This is a genomic window from Desulfovibrio fairfieldensis (genome assembly GCF_001553605.1).
Taxonomy (GTDB): domain Bacteria; phylum Desulfobacterota; class Desulfovibrionia; order Desulfovibrionales; family Desulfovibrionaceae; genus Desulfovibrio; species Desulfovibrio fairfieldensis.
On sequence record NZ_CP014229.1, the window covers coordinates 94,691 to 109,619 of the forward strand.

Genomic DNA, 14,929 nt, shown 5'->3' on the forward strand with positions numbered 1-14,929 from the left:
CCTAGCAAAGCGGCGCGGCTTTGCCAAGCGGGCGGGCGCTGCGGCGTTTTTTTCGCCCTCGTGTGAAACCCGGCTTGCGCGCGCTGACGCTCAAGCGTATATGGAATATACTATGCGTTGCGCATTCGTTACTCTTTTATGTTTTTTTCACGCCGTCGGCGGACGGCTTTTTTTTATCGACGCCCGGCCTCGCCCACGGGCCGGGCAGTCGGCGCGTGTTCTGATGCTGGCCGCCCTGCTGGTTCTGCCGGGCCTGCTCAACGGTTGCGGCCTGCTGGCCAGGAACGGCGATGCCGGGCCCGAGGCGGCGGACTCCGGACAGGGCGCTGAGCCGGACCCGGACTGGCAGGGCAAGCCCATTCCCTATGCCCTGCGCATTGAGGTGCGCGACGGGCCGTCCTCCCTGGAGGGCAAGATGAAGGCCGCCAGCCAGCTCGCCCAGCTCGCCAAGGAGCCGCCGGACAGCATGCTGGCCCTGGAACGCCGTGCCCGCGCCGATACGGAAACCGCGCTCAAGCTGCTCCATTCCCAATCCTATTATGACGGCAAGGCTTCTTTCAGCATGGACGAGGCCGCCTCCCCCGTGAAGGTGACCCTGCTGCTGGAACCGGGCCCGCGCTACACGCTGGGCCGGGCCGACGTGCGCTACGAACCCGCGCCCGTGGTGCCGGAATCCTTTAAGAACCGCAGCCGCGAAACGGGCTTCTGGGGCCTGGAGCGGGAGGTGCTGCCCCCGCCGTCCTTTCCGGCAAGCCTGCCCGGCGTGAACGTGGGGCAGCCGGTGACCGCCGACGCCATGCTGGCCGCCGTGGACGCCCTGCCGGAACGCTTCCGCCGCGAGGGCTATCCCCTGGCCAAGGTGGCCGACGCCCGCTATGCCCTGAACCGCGAGGCCCGCACGCTCAATGCCGATATCCTGGTCCGGACCGGACCGCCCGCGCTCATGGGGGCCATCCGCGTGCACGGCGCGCAGGATGTCAACGCCGAATACTTGCAACGGCTGACGCCCTGGACGCCGGGCGACGAGCCTTGGGACAGCGAATTGCTGGACGATTACGCCAATACCCTGCGCGGCCTGGGCCTGTTTCGCTCCGTGGAGGCGGCCCCGGCCGCGGCGGAACTGGAAAAAAGCGGCGAGGGAGACGGCGTGCCCGTGCTGCCCGCGGACATTACCGTGGCCGAAGCGCCCTTCCGTTCCATCAGCGGCAGCGCCCGCTATGACACGGATACGGGTCTGGGCCTGGAAGGCGTCTGGGAGCACCGCAATCTTTTCCACAACGGGGAAAAACTTACGGTCACCGCGCCTCTGGCCACGGAAATCCAGGGCATCAAGGCGGCTTTTGAAAAACCCGCCTTTCTGGTGCGCGAGCAGCGCCTGCTGGCCTCGGCCTCGGCCCTGCGCGAAGATACCAGCGCCTACCGCAAAATGGCGGGCAACGCCTCGGCGGGCCTGGACCGGAAGCTGGCCCGCCAGTGGTGGGGCGGCGTCGGCGTGTTCATGGAAAGCGGTTCCCTCAAGGATAATGAGAACAGCGAGCACCCTTACGGCGTATTCAGCCCCCGCGTGAGCCTGCGGCGCGACAGCCGCAACAACGTGCTCAATCCCAGCAGCGGCTCGGAAATGGAAATCAAGCTCACGCCCTTCGGCGGCTTTTATCAGGAGTCGTTCAGCGCCATGGCCGGAAGCCTGGCGGCCAGCGTCTATTACGCGCCCATGCGCGACAAGACGGGCCGTCCCGACGACCGCCTGGTGCTGGCGGGCCGGGTGGAAGGCGGGGCCATGGCCGGTTCGCCGCTGCACAGCATCCCGTCAAGCATGCGCTATTACGCGGGCGGCGCGGGTTCGGTGCGCGGCTATGCCTATCAGGCCCTGGGGCCGCGCGACAGCAAGGACGACCCCCTGGGCGGGCGCTCCTACCAGATCGTCAATCTGGAGGCGCGCTTCAAAGTGACTGAAAACATCGGCCTGGTGCCTTTTCTGGACGGCGGCATGGTCTATACGGACGAGTTTCCGCGCATCATCGGCGACATGGATTGGGGCGTGGGCCTGGGTCTGCGCTATTACACGCCCATCGGGCCGGTACGCCTGGACGTGGCCACACCCCTGCGGCGCATTGACGGCGATCCGCCGGTGCAGGTCTATATCAGCATAGGGCAGTCCTTCTGATGGCGCGGATAAAGGAAGGGCGGCCGGCGAGCCCCACGCCGCAATCTTCGGCCGCCGTGCAGGACGGGCACAGCGGACGCCCCAGGCATCCCAAAAGGTGGACGCGCTGGCTGCGCCGCGCGTTGGCCGTTCTGCTGGTGCTGCTGTTGGCGGCGCTGGGGGGGTGGCCTGGGCGCTGCGCAGTGAAAGCGGCCAGGCCTGGCTGACAGAAACCGTCAATGCCGCTCTGGAAAGCTCCCTGCGGGAAAGCGGCCTGCATGTGCGCCTGACCCACCTCTCCGGCCCGCTGCCCTTTGCCTGCTCCTTCGGCCTGGAAGCCGCCGACGCCCAGGGCGTCTGGCTTACGGCTCCGGAAAACAGCTTTGCCTGGGACTGGCATGCCCTGCCCGGCACTATGCGTATTGCGTCCATCCGCAGCGCCAATCCGGCATTGCGTCGTCTGCCCGATCTGCCGCCCGCCCCGGAGCCGCCCGCCCCAGGGCAGCCCCTGACCGTGGAGGGCCTGCGCGTGATGCTCGGCGACGCGGCGCGCGTTTTGAATGATCTGCCCGGTTGGCTGCCCGCAGTGCGTCTGGACGCGCTGAGCGTGGAAAACGCCCTGCTGCCGTCGGAATTGCTGGGCGGCGCGGCGATGCCGCCAACGCCGGCCCCGGCAAAAGCACAGACGCCGGAGCGGAAAACTGCTGACGCGCCTGCTCCGGCTCCCGCAGCGCAAGCCTTGAGGGCCGATCTGGACGCCGGGCTCACGGCCGGAAAAGAGGGCGCGAAGCTGCACGTCCGGGCGCGCCTGAGCGGCGCGGAGGATGCGCCTGTTGCCGTGTCCGTGCTCAGTTGCATGGCGGCGGAAGTCAGCCTGGAAGCCCAGGCCGGACCATCGGCCAGGGCGAATAAGGGGACGGACAAAGGGCCGGGCAACGCAGCGGAACCGGGGCCGGGCCTGGCCGTGGACAGCCGCCTGGAAGCGGTCTTGCGGCAGCCTGTGCTCCATGTGGACGCTCTGCCGTCGGACCTGTTGGGTTCCGAAGCCCGCTTGAACCTGGCCCTTGCAGGCGGGACGACCGCAAGGGAATCCGGCCCGGCGTCCTCGGCGCGGCTGGCCTTGGCCGACCTGAATCTGACGGCGGGCCGTGTGACGGCCACAGGGCAGGGGCAGTGGCACAGCGGCCGGGAAGACTGGCCGGACGGCCCTCTGGACCTGAGTCTGAACGTCAATCTGCAAAGTCCGGCGACGGACACGGCCGCCGTTCCGGCAAAAACCGCAGATGGCACGGAAGAGGCCGGGGATGTGCTGGCCATGCTGCGCGCGCCGCTCTCCCTCACGCTGACCGCCAAGGGCGCGTTGCGGCGGCCGGACGTGGACCTGCGTCTGGCCTGCGCGAATATTCAGAGCAACGGCCATGCCCTCAAGGATACGACGCTGGCGCTCACGGGCGCGCCCCTGGCCTGGGGCGACGCGTTCGGCCTGGACGGCGCCCGTGGGGAGGCCCGGCTGGTGCTGGACCTGCGCGCCGAGCTGGATCAGCGTCCTCTCAGCCTCACGACGGAACTTTTTTACGGGCCGGACCTGAGGAGCGGCCCGGAAAACGCGACGGGCGTCGCGCCGGAGGCGGCTGTGGCCGGTCTGCGCAAGCTGCGCCTGGGGGCGGCGGGCCTGGAAGGCACGGGCGACGTGACCGCCGTGCTCACGCCGGGCAAAGCGCCCGTTCTGGACGGCGCGATCCGGCTGCGCGTGGCTGACTGGCAGGCTCTGTCCGCCTTTGTGCCGGGGCAGCGTCTGGACGGCGAAGCCGGGCTGGATCTGGAATTACGCGTGGAAGCGCCGCAAAACGGTTCCGGGCCCGGCGCGCAGCAGGTCCTGCTGCGCTGGAAGATTCCCCGTTTCAATCTCAGCTCCGCGCAAGGCGGGGATGCGGCGCTGCATGTGCGCGGCCTGGACGGCGAGGCCCGGCTCACGGATCTTTTCGGCCGGGCGGCGCTGGCGGCGCGTCTGGATCTGGAAGGGGTGAGCCGGGGCGATCTGCGCTTGAGCGCGCGGGCGCGGGCCTCGGGGCCCTTGCAGGGGCCCCTGGACCTCAATCTGGAAAGCTCGGGCGGCGTGACAAGTCGGCTCAACATCCAGTGGCGGCCCGGCCTGGTGGCATTGCAAACCTTGGAAGTGCGCCTGAACGCGGCGCTGGCCGCGGGCAACAGCGGCAAGGGAAGCAAAGGGCGGGCTCTGGGCCTGCGCGCCACGCGCGGCGCGGAGATCCGCTACGGCGACCCTGGGCTGGCGGTTTCCGGCCTGGATCTGGCCCTGTCGCCCTCGGGCCGCTTGCAGGTCCAGGGCGCGCTGGCGCCGGAGAAACTTGATTTGCGGGTCGTTCTGGACGGCCTGGCCCTGGAACCCTGGCGCGCGCTGGTGCCCGCTCTGCCTCTGGGCACGGCCGAGGCCCGCGTGCGGCTCAGCGGCAGCCCGGCCCGGCCCGGCGGGGATTTCCGGCTGGGCGTGCGCCGTCTGCGCGTGCCGGGCAGTCCCGTGGCCCCGCTGGATCTGGCCCTGGTGGGCGGCATTGAGCGCGGCGCCTCGGGCAGTGCGCTGGCCGCGCGGCTGGAGCTGGACCCCCAGGCCGTCAAGGCCCTGGGCGGCAGCGAGGCCCGCCTCAACCTGCGCCTGCCGTTGCTTTTCGGCCCGGACGGCCTGCCCAAACCCGCTCCCCGGGGGCAGTTGGCCGGGCAGGTGCGCTGGGAGGGGGCCGTGGGTCCCGTCTGGAGCTTGTTGCCCCTGGCGGACCGCCGTCTCAACGGCCGGATATCCCTGAATCTCGATCTGGGGGGCACGTTGGCCGCGCCGCGCGTGACCGGCGGCCTGCGCGTGGACAAGGCTCGTTATGAGGACCTGGTGCTGGGCGTGCTGCTCACGGACATCAATCTGCGCCTAGACCTGAACGGGAAAGAGGCCGGAAAAAAGAATGCGGCAGGCGGCACAGGCCCGCTGGCCGGAAGCATGCATCTGGAACTCAGCGCGGCCGACGGCCTGGGCGGCAGCCTGCGCCTGACGGGCGGCGGCGGGCTGGACGGCCGCAATCTGGATCTGCGGGCCGTGCTGGACCATTTGCGTCCTCTGCGCCGCCGGGATCTGCGCATCAATCTTTCCGGCCAGGCCCAGGTTACGGGCAGCGCCACGGCTCCGGACGTGCGCGGTGAAATCGTCATCAACCAGGGCGCGTTGCTGCTCAACAACCTGGCCGTGGGCGGCAGCATCACCACCTTGCCCATTCAGGAAGCCGCTACCGTGACGGACGCCGCCCCGGCGGCACCCGCAGCGGCCGCCGAAGGACAGGGCTCCCTGAATCTGCGCATCCGCGCTCCGGGCCGCTTCATCGTTGAGGGGCATGGCCTGACCAGCGAGTGGCAGGCCAATCTGCTGGTCAGCGGCAGCCCGGCCGCGCCCATGATTACTGGCGAACTGCGCGCCGTGAAGGGCAATTTCGATTTCCTGACCAAGAATTTCGCGCTCACGCGCGGGGTCATCACCTTTGGCGGCGGTTCCCTGAGCAATCCCCTGCTGGATATTGTGATGACCAATGAAACGCCGGACCTCACGGCTCACATCACCATCAGCGGCACGGTGAGCAAGATGAAGCTCAGCCTGAGCAGCGAGCCCAGCCTGCCCAAGGATGAAATCCTCTCCCGGATTCTCTTTGGCCGCAGCGCCAATGAGTTGAGCCGCCTGGAGGCCCTGCAGCTGGCAGGGGCCGTGGCCCAGCTGGCCGGTTTCGGCTCGGGCGGGGGTGGCATGCTCGACTTCACGCGCAAGGCCCTGGGCGTGGACGTGCTGCGCCTCGGCACCTCGTCCACCGGGGCCGCCGGAGAACCCGGTGACCAGACCGCGGGGGGCACCACCCTGGAAATGGGCAAGTACATCGGCGACCTGATCTACGTAGGCGTGGAGCAGGGCATGAAGCCGGACAGCACGGCCTTTATCATCCAGCTGGAACTGACCCCGCGCATCAATCTGGAACTCCGCACCGAACAGCAGGATACCTGGGGCGGCGTGCGCTGGAAGTACAATTACTGATCCGTCCGTCGCCGCCTGTGCCGTATAATGGAAGGGCCGCCATGTCCGTACCGCCTCATTCCGCTTCCGCCGCTTCCGGCAACCCGTCCTGGCCCGTCCGCCGGGCAATGGCCGATGATTTCCCGGTCCTGGCTGAACTGTGGCGGCGCAGCGTGGAAGCCACGCATGACTTTCTGCTGCCCGGTGATCTGGAGCGGATTTACGCGGAAGTGGCGGACGTCTATCTGCCGGGTGTGGATGAAGTCTGGCTGGCGGAAGAAGAAGGCTGCCCAGTGGGCTTTCTGGGCTGTGACGGAGCGCATGTGGAAATGCTTTTTGTGGAACCGGAATATTTCGGACGCGGCGTGGGCAAGGCCCTGCTGCGGCACGCCCGGGACCTGCACGGCGCGCTCAGCCTGGAAGTCAACGAGCAGAATGCGCGGGCTCTGGCCTTTTATCAGCGCCAAGGCTTTGCGGTGACAGGGCGGTCAGCCCTGGACAACGCGGGACGGCCCTATCCTCTGCTGTATCTGGCTTGGCGGGGATGAACCGGCCGACGCATTTTCAGGATTAGTAAAACATCCCGGATTCGCCATCTGAACGAATCCGGGATGTTTGTTGATTTCCTGGTACCCGGAGCCGGGCTTGAACCGGCACAGCCAAAGGCCGAGGGATTTTAAGTCCCTTGTGTCTACCAATTCCACCATCCGGGCATAGTGCGTCACATCAGGCCGCTGCCGCACGGGCGCGCCGCCGTCACTCTTCTCCTTCCGTTGCCGCCGGGGCGGGCGGCACGCGCCAGATTTTCAGCCCCTGGGGGGGATCCTCGGGCACGGGACGCTCCTCTTCCTGCCACTGACCGGCCTGAATCCAGTAGACATGCAGGGCGGCCAGGCTTTTGTCCAGGCAGAGCAGCCGCCCCGTGACGCCGCGCGGCAGCAGGGCCGCCGCTTCCTGGGCGATTTTGCGGTAGACGTAGAGCTTGTGCGCTTCAAAGGCGCACTGGCACATCAGCGCGTCGCCCAGCGGCGTGAAATCCAGGTGTGTCGCTCCGGCCCGCAGCAGCAGAGCTTCCAGGTCGGCGATCAGCGTGCTTTCCACATCCAGCAGTTCTTCGTAGGTCAGGCTTTCGTCGTAGCTGAACTGCCCGAAAACCTCACTGCGATTTTTGTCCATGGCGGCCTCAATCTGCCGGTTTTTATATGTCAAAGCCTGGCATTAGGCAACACGCGGCTGGTCTTGGGAGTGAAAAGCCGCTATACACGAAATATACACGGAACAGGCCGCCGCGCGGCAATTCCGAACAGGAGGAACTATGCGTTTCCGGGATACCTGCGTACTGGCGTTCTGTCGCCTGGGCGTGGCCGGGCTGGCTCCCAAGGCTCCGGGCACCTGGGGCACGGCCCTGGCCTGCCTGCTGGCGCCCTTTGTCTTTCTGCCGCTCGGCATGGGCTGGCGCGTGCTGGCGCTGCTGCTGCTCTTTGTGCTGGGCGCGCTGGCCGCCACGCGCGCGGAAAAGCTGCTGGGCCGCAAAGACCCCGGCGAAGTGGTCATTGACGAACTGGTGGGCGTCTGGCTGGTGCTGCTGCCGTTTGCCGCACCGGGGGTCTGGCTGGTGGTCGCGGCCTTTGTGTTCTTCCGCATTTTCGACATCGCCAAGCCCTGGCCGGTGCGCGCCTCGGAAAACTGGCTGCCCGACGGTTTCGGGGTCATGCTGGACGACGTGCTGGCCGGGCTCTGGGCCCTGCTGTGCGTGGGTGTGTTGCACTGGGTCGGGCTGGTTTAGGGCCTTTGACACTATGCCTTTTTGCCGCTCACTATGCGCGGCAGCCGTTGTCCGAAGGACTTACGGATGGCGACAGCAATTGCATGGAACAGGCTGTGTCATTACGCATGCTGTCTTCATCCGTAGTTGGGCGTTGCTGTCTTTATCCGTACGGCTCACAAGTTCGCCTACGGCTGAAGCTCCTGCGTCGCAACGGCTGAAGCCAGATTTAGCCTGCTTTTTGGGTCGAGTACCAAAAGAGTACACTCCCTCAAAGCAGGCTTATCTTCCTTGCGGGCGAACAAAAATTCTATAGCGTCAACAGGCCCCAGCCGGGACTTTTCCGAAGACGCGCGGCATGACGCCGGAGCGCCGCGCAAAGCGGGCGCACCGACGGATTCCGGCGGAATATGCAGGGAAAAGCGGAAAAAAGAAATCGCCGTGCCCGGCGCTACTTCATGCGATAGGTGATGCGGCCGCGCGTGAGATCATAGGGGGAGAGTTCCACCTTGACGCGGTCGCCGGGCAGAATGCGGATATAGAATTTGCGCATTTTACCGGAAATATGGGCCAGCACTTCGTGGCCGTTTTCCAGCTCCACGCGGAACATGGCGTTGGGCAGGGCTTCCTGCACCACGCCGTCAACTTCAATGGAACCTTCCTTAGCCATGGGGCCTCCGTAAAAAACGTATTTGGCAATGTGCGCGTGAACGTGTTGCGTGACGGCAAAGCGGCGCTGCCGCCCTCGCGGTGGGGATTTTTTTGAAATCCCACGACGGCCCGGCTTCCCGAAATTAAGCCGCTCTGAACGGCGGACAGCTTCACAAAAAAGCCCGCACCTGTCAACCGGAGCGGCGCACGGCATCCGCAAGCCCGGCGTATCGCGCGGCGGGCCTGGCCCCGTGGCGCTTCCGGACGCGTTCAGAGCTTGTTCAGGTCCGCGCGGAACCGTGCGGGCTGTCGTCCTTGCGGAAGAGCAGCCACAAGCCCACCAGAATCAACGGCAGGCAGAGCGCCTGCCCCATGGTCAGCCAGCCGAAGGCCAGGTAGCCCAGCTGGGCGTCGGGCACGCGCACGAATTCCACCATAAAACGGGACAGGCCGTAACCCACGGCAAACAGCCCGGACACCGCGCCGGGCTTGCGCGGTTTGCCGGAGTATACCCAGACCACGATGAACAGCAGCAGGCCTTCCAGCAGGGCTTCATAGAGCTGGGAAGGATGGCGCGCATACGGGCCGCCGCCGGGAAAGACCATCGCCCAGGGCGCGTCGCTGACTTTGCCCCAGAGCTCGCCGTTGATGAAGTTGCCCAGGCGTCCGAAAAAGAGGCCCTGCGGCACCAATGGGGCCACAAAGTCCGAGACTTCCAGGAAGGACTTTTTGCGGCTGCGCGCGAAGTACCAGAAGGCCCCGAGCACACCCAGCAGCCCGCCGTGGAAGGACATGCCGCCGTTCCATATACGCAGGATTTCCACGGGATCATGGATGTAGACCGGCAGATCGTAAAAGAGCACATAGCCCAGGCGGCCGCCCAGAATGATGCCCAGCATGACGCAGGTCAGCAGGTCGTCCACATCGGCGGGACGCCAGCCCGAACCGGGGCGCGACGCCCGCCAGCGGCCCAGGCCCCAGCCCACGGCAAAACCGATGAGGTACATGAGGCCGTACCAGCGCAACTGGAGACTGCCGATGGAAATGGCTACGGGATCAATATGCGGCATGGTCATGCGGGCAATTCCGGAGCGTTGAATTCGCCGCTTTTGCCGCCGCTCTTGTGCAGCAGGCGCACCCGGCTGATGACGATGTCGCGCTGCACGGCCTTGCACATGTCGTAAATAACGGCCGCGGCGCTCTGGGCCGCCACAATGGCTTCCATTTCCACGCCGGTGCTGCCCACGGTGCGGGCCTCGGCCTCAATACGCACCTGGGGCGGCATGTCGCGCACTTCAAAACGGACGTCCGCGAAGGTCAGATTCAGGCTGTGGCAGAGCGGAATCAGCTGGCTGGTGCGTTTGGCCGCCATAATGCCGCCGATTTTGGCGCAGGCCAGCACGTCGCCCTTGGGCAGGGCGGATTTTTTCAGCAGTTCCAAGGTGGCCGGGGCCAGCTCCACCACGGCCTCGGCAATGGCCACACGCTTGCTGGGGGCCTTGTCGCCCACATCCACCATGGTTACGTTGCCCTGGGCGTCCAGATGTGAAAATGTATGTTCCATACTGCGAATCCTTATCGAGAACCTATGCTTTTGTTGCAATCGACCATGCGCTGATATACGCCACATACTGCAAGTAGGGGCGCGGCGCAAGCCGCCGAGCAGTCCGCAGGGGCATTCTGTTCTTCGCATATAGACAAAATTATTCTGTATTTATAATAAGTTACATCTTAAAGGCAATTGTTCTAGGGCTTGTCATACGGATGAGGCATTCCGAGTCCTGCGGGCACGGAGGGTTTACGCCCCCCCCCGGCGTTTGAGCCACCTTACGGATGAAGACAGCAACGATAGGCGGCCCAAACGGGAACGAAGCGAGAACCCTAATGCCCGGAGGGCAGAATAAAACAACGGACGGAGAACAGAATGACCCTGGGCAGTCCAGGCTCCTCAGCGCAGGCCCACCAGCCATTCCGCCAGTGACGGCGGCCGGGGAACGCGCGGCAGCTGCCAATGCGAGTCGCGCCGACTGTCGGAAAAGCGCAGACGTTGGCGCAGCAGGAGCATATCCGCAGTTTTTGCGCCGGATTGCGCCTGGGCCGGGGCGACTTCAACCATCAACTGGAAGGGAATATCCGCGTGGGGGCGCAGGGCCATGATTTTGCGGACAAAGGCCAGACCGCTGCCGAAACGCAGATCGTAAAACAGGAGATTTTGCGCGTCCTGAACGCCGGAGGGCGCCTTTGGGGCATCCTCGGGGCGCAGCGGCGTCATGACCGGCAGAAGCGTGAACTGAAAAAATGTCTCGCACGTCACGGACTGGCGCGAAAGTTCCGCTGTCAGCCTTGCGGGCGCGGCCTGATGCGTGGTTTCGGGCGCGCGCGGTCGGCCCAGGGCGTTGAGGCTCTGCTCATGCACCAGCATGCCGTCCGGCCCCTGTTCCTCAAACAATACCCGCCAGAAAAAGGGCGAAAAGGCGTCGGGCAGAATGGTCAGATGGCTGACCTGGCGGTTTTCGGCCCGCAGTCGGGCTTCCGCCTGGGCCGCGTGCCAGGCGTTGAGCCCCACGCCCGTCGCCGGATAGACGAAAACCCAGGCCAGGGCCAGGAGCATGAGGCCGCGTTTGCGCCGCCAGCGCCACACGGCCCAGAGCAGGGGCAGGGTGAGCAGCAGGTCAATGATGAAAACGCCGTTGAGCCGCACCCGCTCGTGCGAGAAGGGCAGAAAAATCATGGTGCCGTAGGTGGTCACCACATCCAGCCAGATGTGCAGCAATACCATGGCGCAGGTCAGCAGCCAGACCTTGCCGAAATTCCAGCGTCCCGGCGTGGTGGAACGCCAGAGCGGGTAACAGCAGAGAGCCAGCAGCAGGCCCAGTATGGGCATGGCGGCCAGGGAGTGGGTAATGCCCCGGTGCAGCAGCAGGAACTGCAGCGGCGTGGAGACAAAAACAAGGTCCAGGTCGGGCGAGGCCGCAGCCAGGGCGGCCAGGGGCACGGCCCAGCGGGTGAGGGGGCGGCGCGGCAGGGCCAGCATGGCCACGGCGCCGCTGGCGGCATGGGTGATGGGATCCATAAGCCCTTTATTGCCGGAAGGGGCTGCGCTGCTTGGGCACGGCGCGATAGGCCGGGTCCTCGGGTGAGGGCTGGGCGCCGGTCAGGCGGTTGAAGCGGCTGATCTGCCAGTCCTGCATCCGGCTCATGACGTCCGGGCGGTTGTAATAGTAGAGCATGCGCTGGGTATTGCCGGCTCCGGTCATGGGATAGCGCAGCTGTTCCGCCGTTGACGGGGCCGGAGCGCCGCGCTCGCCGTCCGAGGAGGAGCCCGCCCCGATGTCCTTGGGGCCGCAACCCGCCAGAACCGGCAAGAGCAGGGCCGCCAGAACCAGGGGAACGAGCTTCGCCGAAAGGGCGGCGCGGATTTTTTTTACCAGGACCTTCATGGTTCTCAGTATAGACATGCGCGGCCCATCCGGCAAGTGGCGGAGAAAGGCTCGTTGCATTTGAAGTCAAGAGGGCCTATATCCCTGAAATATATGCGCCGCCGGCAGTGCGGCATTGCAGATTATCTGAATTATCCGGGTGAGGATTGCCATGGAAAGGGTGTGGGGAGCGCCGGATCTGCTGCGCCTTGCGGGCGTTCTTGCGCTGTCGCTGCTGTTCTTCGGCCTGTCGGCCCCGGCGTCGGCCGCCCCGTTGCGGGTGGGCCTGGACAGCAATTATCCTCCGTTTTCCCTGGTGGACAGGCGCGGTCACGCCTCGGGCTTTGACCTGGAGGTGGCCGAGGAACTGTGCCGCGCCATGGGCCGCCAATGCGAATTCGTCTTCCTGCCGCTGGACGGACTGCTGGAGAGCATGCGCAACGGCGGGCTCGACCTTTTGCTGGGGGTCAGTGAGACTGACGGGCGGCGGGAATTCATGGATTTCTCCAAGCCCTATTTCCGCGCGCGTTCCGTTTATATCGGCAGGCCCGGCGACATGGGGACCGGAAAGGACGGCGTGGTCAGGATCGGCGCGCGCGGGGGCAGCGTGCAGGTAGGCCACCTTCGGAACCGCCGGGCTGAACGCGCGGAAGTTGTCCAGGCTGAATTCGGCCGCCTGCTGGACATGCTCTGCGCCGGGGAACTGGACCTGGTTCTGGCCAATGACCTGGCGGGCTACAGCTTTCTGCTTTCCGAGCGGGGCCGGGATTTCGAAGTGCTGGGCGATCCTCTGCCGCTGGACTCCTTTCCCAGTCTGGTGAACATCGGCGTGCGCAAGGGGGAGGAGGGGCTGCGCGAGGAACTGAACCGCGCCATCCGGAGCATCCGTTTCAGCGGCGTGTTCGGGCGGATCAATCGCAACTATTTCCCGTACACCTTGTATTGACGGAGCCGCGGCATGGATGCAGAGCAGGGGCGGCCCGAAGCCCCATCCCGGAAAATCAGGCGTATCAGCGCCTACCGCTTCCTGGCGCTGCTCATATTGCCCGCGGCGCTCCTGCTGGGCGTGGCCGGGCTGGCGGTCTTTCTCAGTCTGGACACTATCCGTCAGATCACGGATTCCCTGGAAGAAGAGCATTTGCCCGGCATTCTGGACAGCCAGCGCACGGTGGACAATATCAATGTGCTGCGCAGCGAAGCCGCCGTGGTCTTTATGGCCGAGGACCCCGGCCAGCGCCGCGCCGCCCGGCTCAAGGTCCAGGCCCTGGTGGCCGAATCCGTGTTCGAGCAATCTCCGGAGATCACCGGCTTCGCCAAGACCGTGCAGGAACTGACGCAAAAGCTGGACAATGCCCGCAAGCGCAGCGACGAGGCCTCGGACGCGCTGCATCTGAACGAACTGCGTCTGTCCGGAGTGCTGGCGCTCCTGCGCCATGCCGCCGGCGACGTGCACACCCTTGAACCCACGCACAGCTCGCGCCACGTCACTTCGCCCGCTCGGGAGAAAGACAAAGCCCAGTATGAACGGGCCCGGAAGAGCTTTGAGCCGATGCTGGCTCTCTGCCGCCGTATGGACCTCACCCCCGCCTTGAGCGAGGACTGCGCGGCCTTTCAGCGTGACCTGCGTGTGGTGGGGCAGGCCTGGAACCAAAAAGGTGCGTCCGACCAGGAGGCGTTGATGCTCTGGAGAAGTCTGGACGCCTCCCTCCAGGACCTGAGCAACGCCGCTTCCAGCGAGGAATTTCAGCGGGCCTATGCCGGTATGGAAGGCCTGCGGGCCGAAGCCCGCAGCATGCGGAACGGCTTTTACATTTCCATCGCCCTGCTGGCCGCCATGGTGCTCGGGACCGTGGCGGTACTGCACCGGCATATCCTCTCGCCCATTTCCCTGGCCGCCCAGGAATTGCGCCAGATCCGCTTCGGCAGCCCGGCCAAGGCGCTGCCGCCCGTGCGCATTCGTGAGCTGCAGCAATTGCTGGATCTTGTGCCCAGCCTGCGCGGCTATCTGAAAGATCTGGCCGCGCGTTCCGGCGCACTGGAGCAGGAGAAGAACAAATACGAGAACCTCAGTCTGGTGGACGCCCTGACCGGCGTGCCCAATCGGCGCAGCTTTGACGCGCGTCTGGCGCAAAGCGCCTGTTGCGCTTCGGTGGGCATGCTGATGATTGATGTGGATTTGTTCAAAAACTACAATGATTCTCTGGGGCATCTGGCCGGCGACAAATGTCTGGTCGCCGTGGCCAGGGCCATGCAGGCCACGCTCTACCGGCATGACGACACCTTGTTCCGCTACGGCGGCGAGGAATTCGCCGTGATTCTGGAAGATGTCGTCGCGCAGCAGGCCCTGGCCGTGGCCGAGCGGATCATGGACAGAATCCGCTCGTTGCGCCTGCCGCATCCCGATTCGGCGGTGGCCCCGTATGTGACGGTGAGCATCGGGGTGGCGGTGGCCCGGCGGGGGGAGGGCTGCTCCGGGGCGGAACTGGTGGCCCGCGCGGACAAGGCCCTGTACCGGGCCAAGGCCGGGGGCCGCGACCGGATCTGTCTGTACGGGGACGAGGACGCGTAGGAACGCGGGTTGATGGCCTTTTTGCCCTCTGCCCGCGCCCGGTTCACTCCGTGCAAAGGGCGGCTTTGAATATACTTCCTCCACCCGCAGCTCGCCGTTCTTGGCAGAGAACAAAAATCCTCATTACTCTGTGCTTCCCCAGCTTTTTTCGGGGCGGCCCTGTGTTCCCGCGACGCGGGTTCGGCAGGACAGAGCTGCTTGAAAACCGCTGCCAACGAATGCCTGATTAACGTATCTGATTTATTGCTGTTTGTACTGGCCTTTCCAGCACGTTGAGCCAATCCCCTAATACTGCCTTTTTATTTATTATGAGTCGCTTCAT

Annotated in this window: 12 protein-coding genes and 1 tRNA gene; 6 read left to right on the top strand and 7 right to left on the bottom strand. The window is 65.5% G+C overall.

The features are described from left to right. Positions 1–112 precede the first annotated feature (112 nt). The 3 genes from AXF13_RS00370 to AXF13_RS00380 all read left to right on the top strand — a co-directional run bounded on the left by AXF13_RS00370 (position 113) and on the right by AXF13_RS00380 (position 6,751). Complete coding sequence (locus tag AXF13_RS00370; RefSeq protein WP_062251213.1) at positions 113–2,167, top strand: autotransporter assembly complex protein TamA; 2,055 nt, start codon at positions 113–115, stop codon at positions 2,165–2,167. A gap of 163 nt (positions 2,168–2,330) precedes the next feature. Next, complete coding sequence (locus tag AXF13_RS00375) at positions 2,331–6,224, top strand: translocation/assembly module TamB domain-containing protein (RefSeq protein WP_062251214.1); 3,894 nt, start codon at positions 2,331–2,333, stop codon at positions 6,222–6,224. Positions 6,225–6,265: 41 nt separating this feature from the next. Continuing rightward, the gene (locus tag AXF13_RS00380; RefSeq protein ID WP_083521901.1) at positions 6,266–6,751 is read left to right on the top strand and encodes an acetyltransferase; all 486 of its coding nucleotides are present in this window, start codon (positions 6,266–6,268) and stop codon (positions 6,749–6,751) included. A gap of 79 nt (positions 6,752–6,830) precedes the next feature. Here AXF13_RS00380 and AXF13_RS00385 read toward each other — a convergent pair. Both AXF13_RS00385 and AXF13_RS00390 read right to left on the bottom strand, forming a co-directional pair. Continuing rightward, positions 6,831–6,916 (bottom strand) — tRNA-Leu (locus AXF13_RS00385). Positions 6,917–6,959: 43 nt separating this feature from the next. Next, a complete protein-coding gene (locus AXF13_RS00390; protein WP_062251215.1) occupies positions 6,960–7,379 on the bottom strand; it encodes a hypothetical protein in 420 nt (139 codons plus the stop codon). Between the two features lie 139 nt (positions 7,380–7,518). Here AXF13_RS00390 and AXF13_RS00395 point away from each other — a divergent pair, with 139 nt between their 5' ends. Further along, entirely contained in the window at positions 7,519–7,989 is a 471-nt protein-coding gene (locus AXF13_RS00395) for a phosphatidylglycerophosphatase A family protein (protein WP_062251216.1), read from the top strand. A gap of 430 nt (positions 7,990–8,419) precedes the next feature. Here AXF13_RS00395 and infA read toward each other — a convergent pair whose 3' ends face one another. The 5 genes from infA to AXF13_RS00420 all read right to left on the bottom strand — a co-directional run bounded on the left by infA (position 8,420) and on the right by AXF13_RS00420 (position 12,077). Next, positions 8,420–8,638 carry a translation initiation factor IF-1 gene (infA, locus tag AXF13_RS00400; RefSeq protein WP_006008898.1) on the bottom strand — a complete coding sequence of 73 codons (219 nt, stop codon included), beginning with the start codon at positions 8,636–8,638 and terminating at the stop codon, positions 8,420–8,422. Positions 8,639–8,900: 262 nt separating this feature from the next. Then, on the bottom strand, positions 8,901–9,695 hold the full coding sequence (lgt, locus tag AXF13_RS00405; RefSeq protein WP_008683503.1) for a prolipoprotein diacylglyceryl transferase: 795 nt from the start codon (positions 9,693–9,695) through the stop codon (positions 8,901–8,903). After that, on the bottom strand, positions 9,692–10,183 hold the full coding sequence (moaC, locus tag AXF13_RS00410; protein WP_008683504.1) for a cyclic pyranopterin monophosphate synthase MoaC: 492 nt from the start codon (positions 10,181–10,183) through the stop codon (positions 9,692–9,694). The genes lgt and moaC overlap by 4 nt, the downstream gene beginning before the upstream one ends. A gap of 384 nt (positions 10,184–10,567) precedes the next feature. Next, the gene (locus AXF13_RS00415; RefSeq protein ID WP_062251217.1) at positions 10,568–11,692 is read right to left on the bottom strand and encodes a metal-dependent hydrolase; all 1,125 of its coding nucleotides are present in this window, start codon (positions 11,690–11,692) and stop codon (positions 10,568–10,570) included. A gap of 7 nt (positions 11,693–11,699) precedes the next feature. Then, positions 11,700–12,077 (bottom strand): hypothetical protein, encoded by a 378-nt coding sequence (locus AXF13_RS00420; RefSeq protein ID WP_009303966.1) that lies wholly within the window; start codon positions 12,075–12,077, stop codon positions 11,700–11,702. A gap of 133 nt (positions 12,078–12,210) precedes the next feature. Between AXF13_RS00420 and AXF13_RS00425 the strand changes: the two genes are divergently transcribed. After that, complete coding sequence (locus AXF13_RS00425; RefSeq protein WP_062251218.1) at positions 12,211–12,984, top strand: substrate-binding periplasmic protein; 774 nt, start codon at positions 12,211–12,213, stop codon at positions 12,982–12,984. A 12-nt stretch (positions 12,985–12,996) separates the two neighbouring features. Beyond that, positions 12,997–14,607 carry a GGDEF domain-containing protein gene (locus AXF13_RS00430; protein WP_062251219.1) on the top strand — a complete coding sequence of 537 codons (1,611 nt, stop codon included), beginning with the start codon at positions 12,997–12,999 and terminating at the stop codon, positions 14,605–14,607. The last annotated feature ends 322 nt before the right edge of the window (positions 14,608–14,929 follow it).

What these genes read in the sequence shown, in the direction of transcription:
- AXF13_RS00370 (WP_062251213.1), top strand. Translation starts at nt 113, where the DNA reads ATGCGTTGCGCATTCGTTACTCTTTTATGTTTTTTTCACGCCGTCGGC.
- AXF13_RS00380 (WP_083521901.1), top strand. Translation starts at nt 6,266, where the DNA reads ATGTCCGTACCGCCTCATTCCGCTTCCGCCGCTTCCGGCAACCCGTCC.
- AXF13_RS00390 (WP_062251215.1), bottom strand. Translation starts at nt 7,379, where the DNA reads ATGGACAAAAATCGCAGTGAGGTTTTCGGGCAGTTCAGCTACGACGAA.
- AXF13_RS00395 (WP_062251216.1), top strand. Translation starts at nt 7,519, where the DNA reads ATGCGTTTCCGGGATACCTGCGTACTGGCGTTCTGTCGCCTGGGCGTG.
- infA (WP_006008898.1), bottom strand. Translation starts at nt 8,638, where the DNA reads ATGGCTAAGGAAGGTTCCATTGAAGTTGACGGCGTGGTGCAGGAAGCC.
- lgt (WP_008683503.1), bottom strand. Translation starts at nt 9,695, where the DNA reads ATGACCATGCCGCATATTGATCCCGTAGCCATTTCCATCGGCAGTCTC.
- moaC (WP_008683504.1), bottom strand. Translation starts at nt 10,183, where the DNA reads ATGGAACATACATTTTCACATCTGGACGCCCAGGGCAACGTAACCATG.
- AXF13_RS00415 (WP_062251217.1), bottom strand. Translation starts at nt 11,692, where the DNA reads ATGGATCCCATCACCCATGCCGCCAGCGGCGCCGTGGCCATGCTGGCC.
- AXF13_RS00420 (WP_009303966.1), bottom strand. Translation starts at nt 12,077, where the DNA reads ATGTCTATACTGAGAACCATGAAGGTCCTGGTAAAAAAAATCCGCGCC.
- AXF13_RS00425 (WP_062251218.1), top strand. Translation starts at nt 12,211, where the DNA reads ATGGAAAGGGTGTGGGGAGCGCCGGATCTGCTGCGCCTTGCGGGCGTT.
- AXF13_RS00430 (WP_062251219.1), top strand. Translation starts at nt 12,997, where the DNA reads ATGGATGCAGAGCAGGGGCGGCCCGAAGCCCCATCCCGGAAAATCAGG.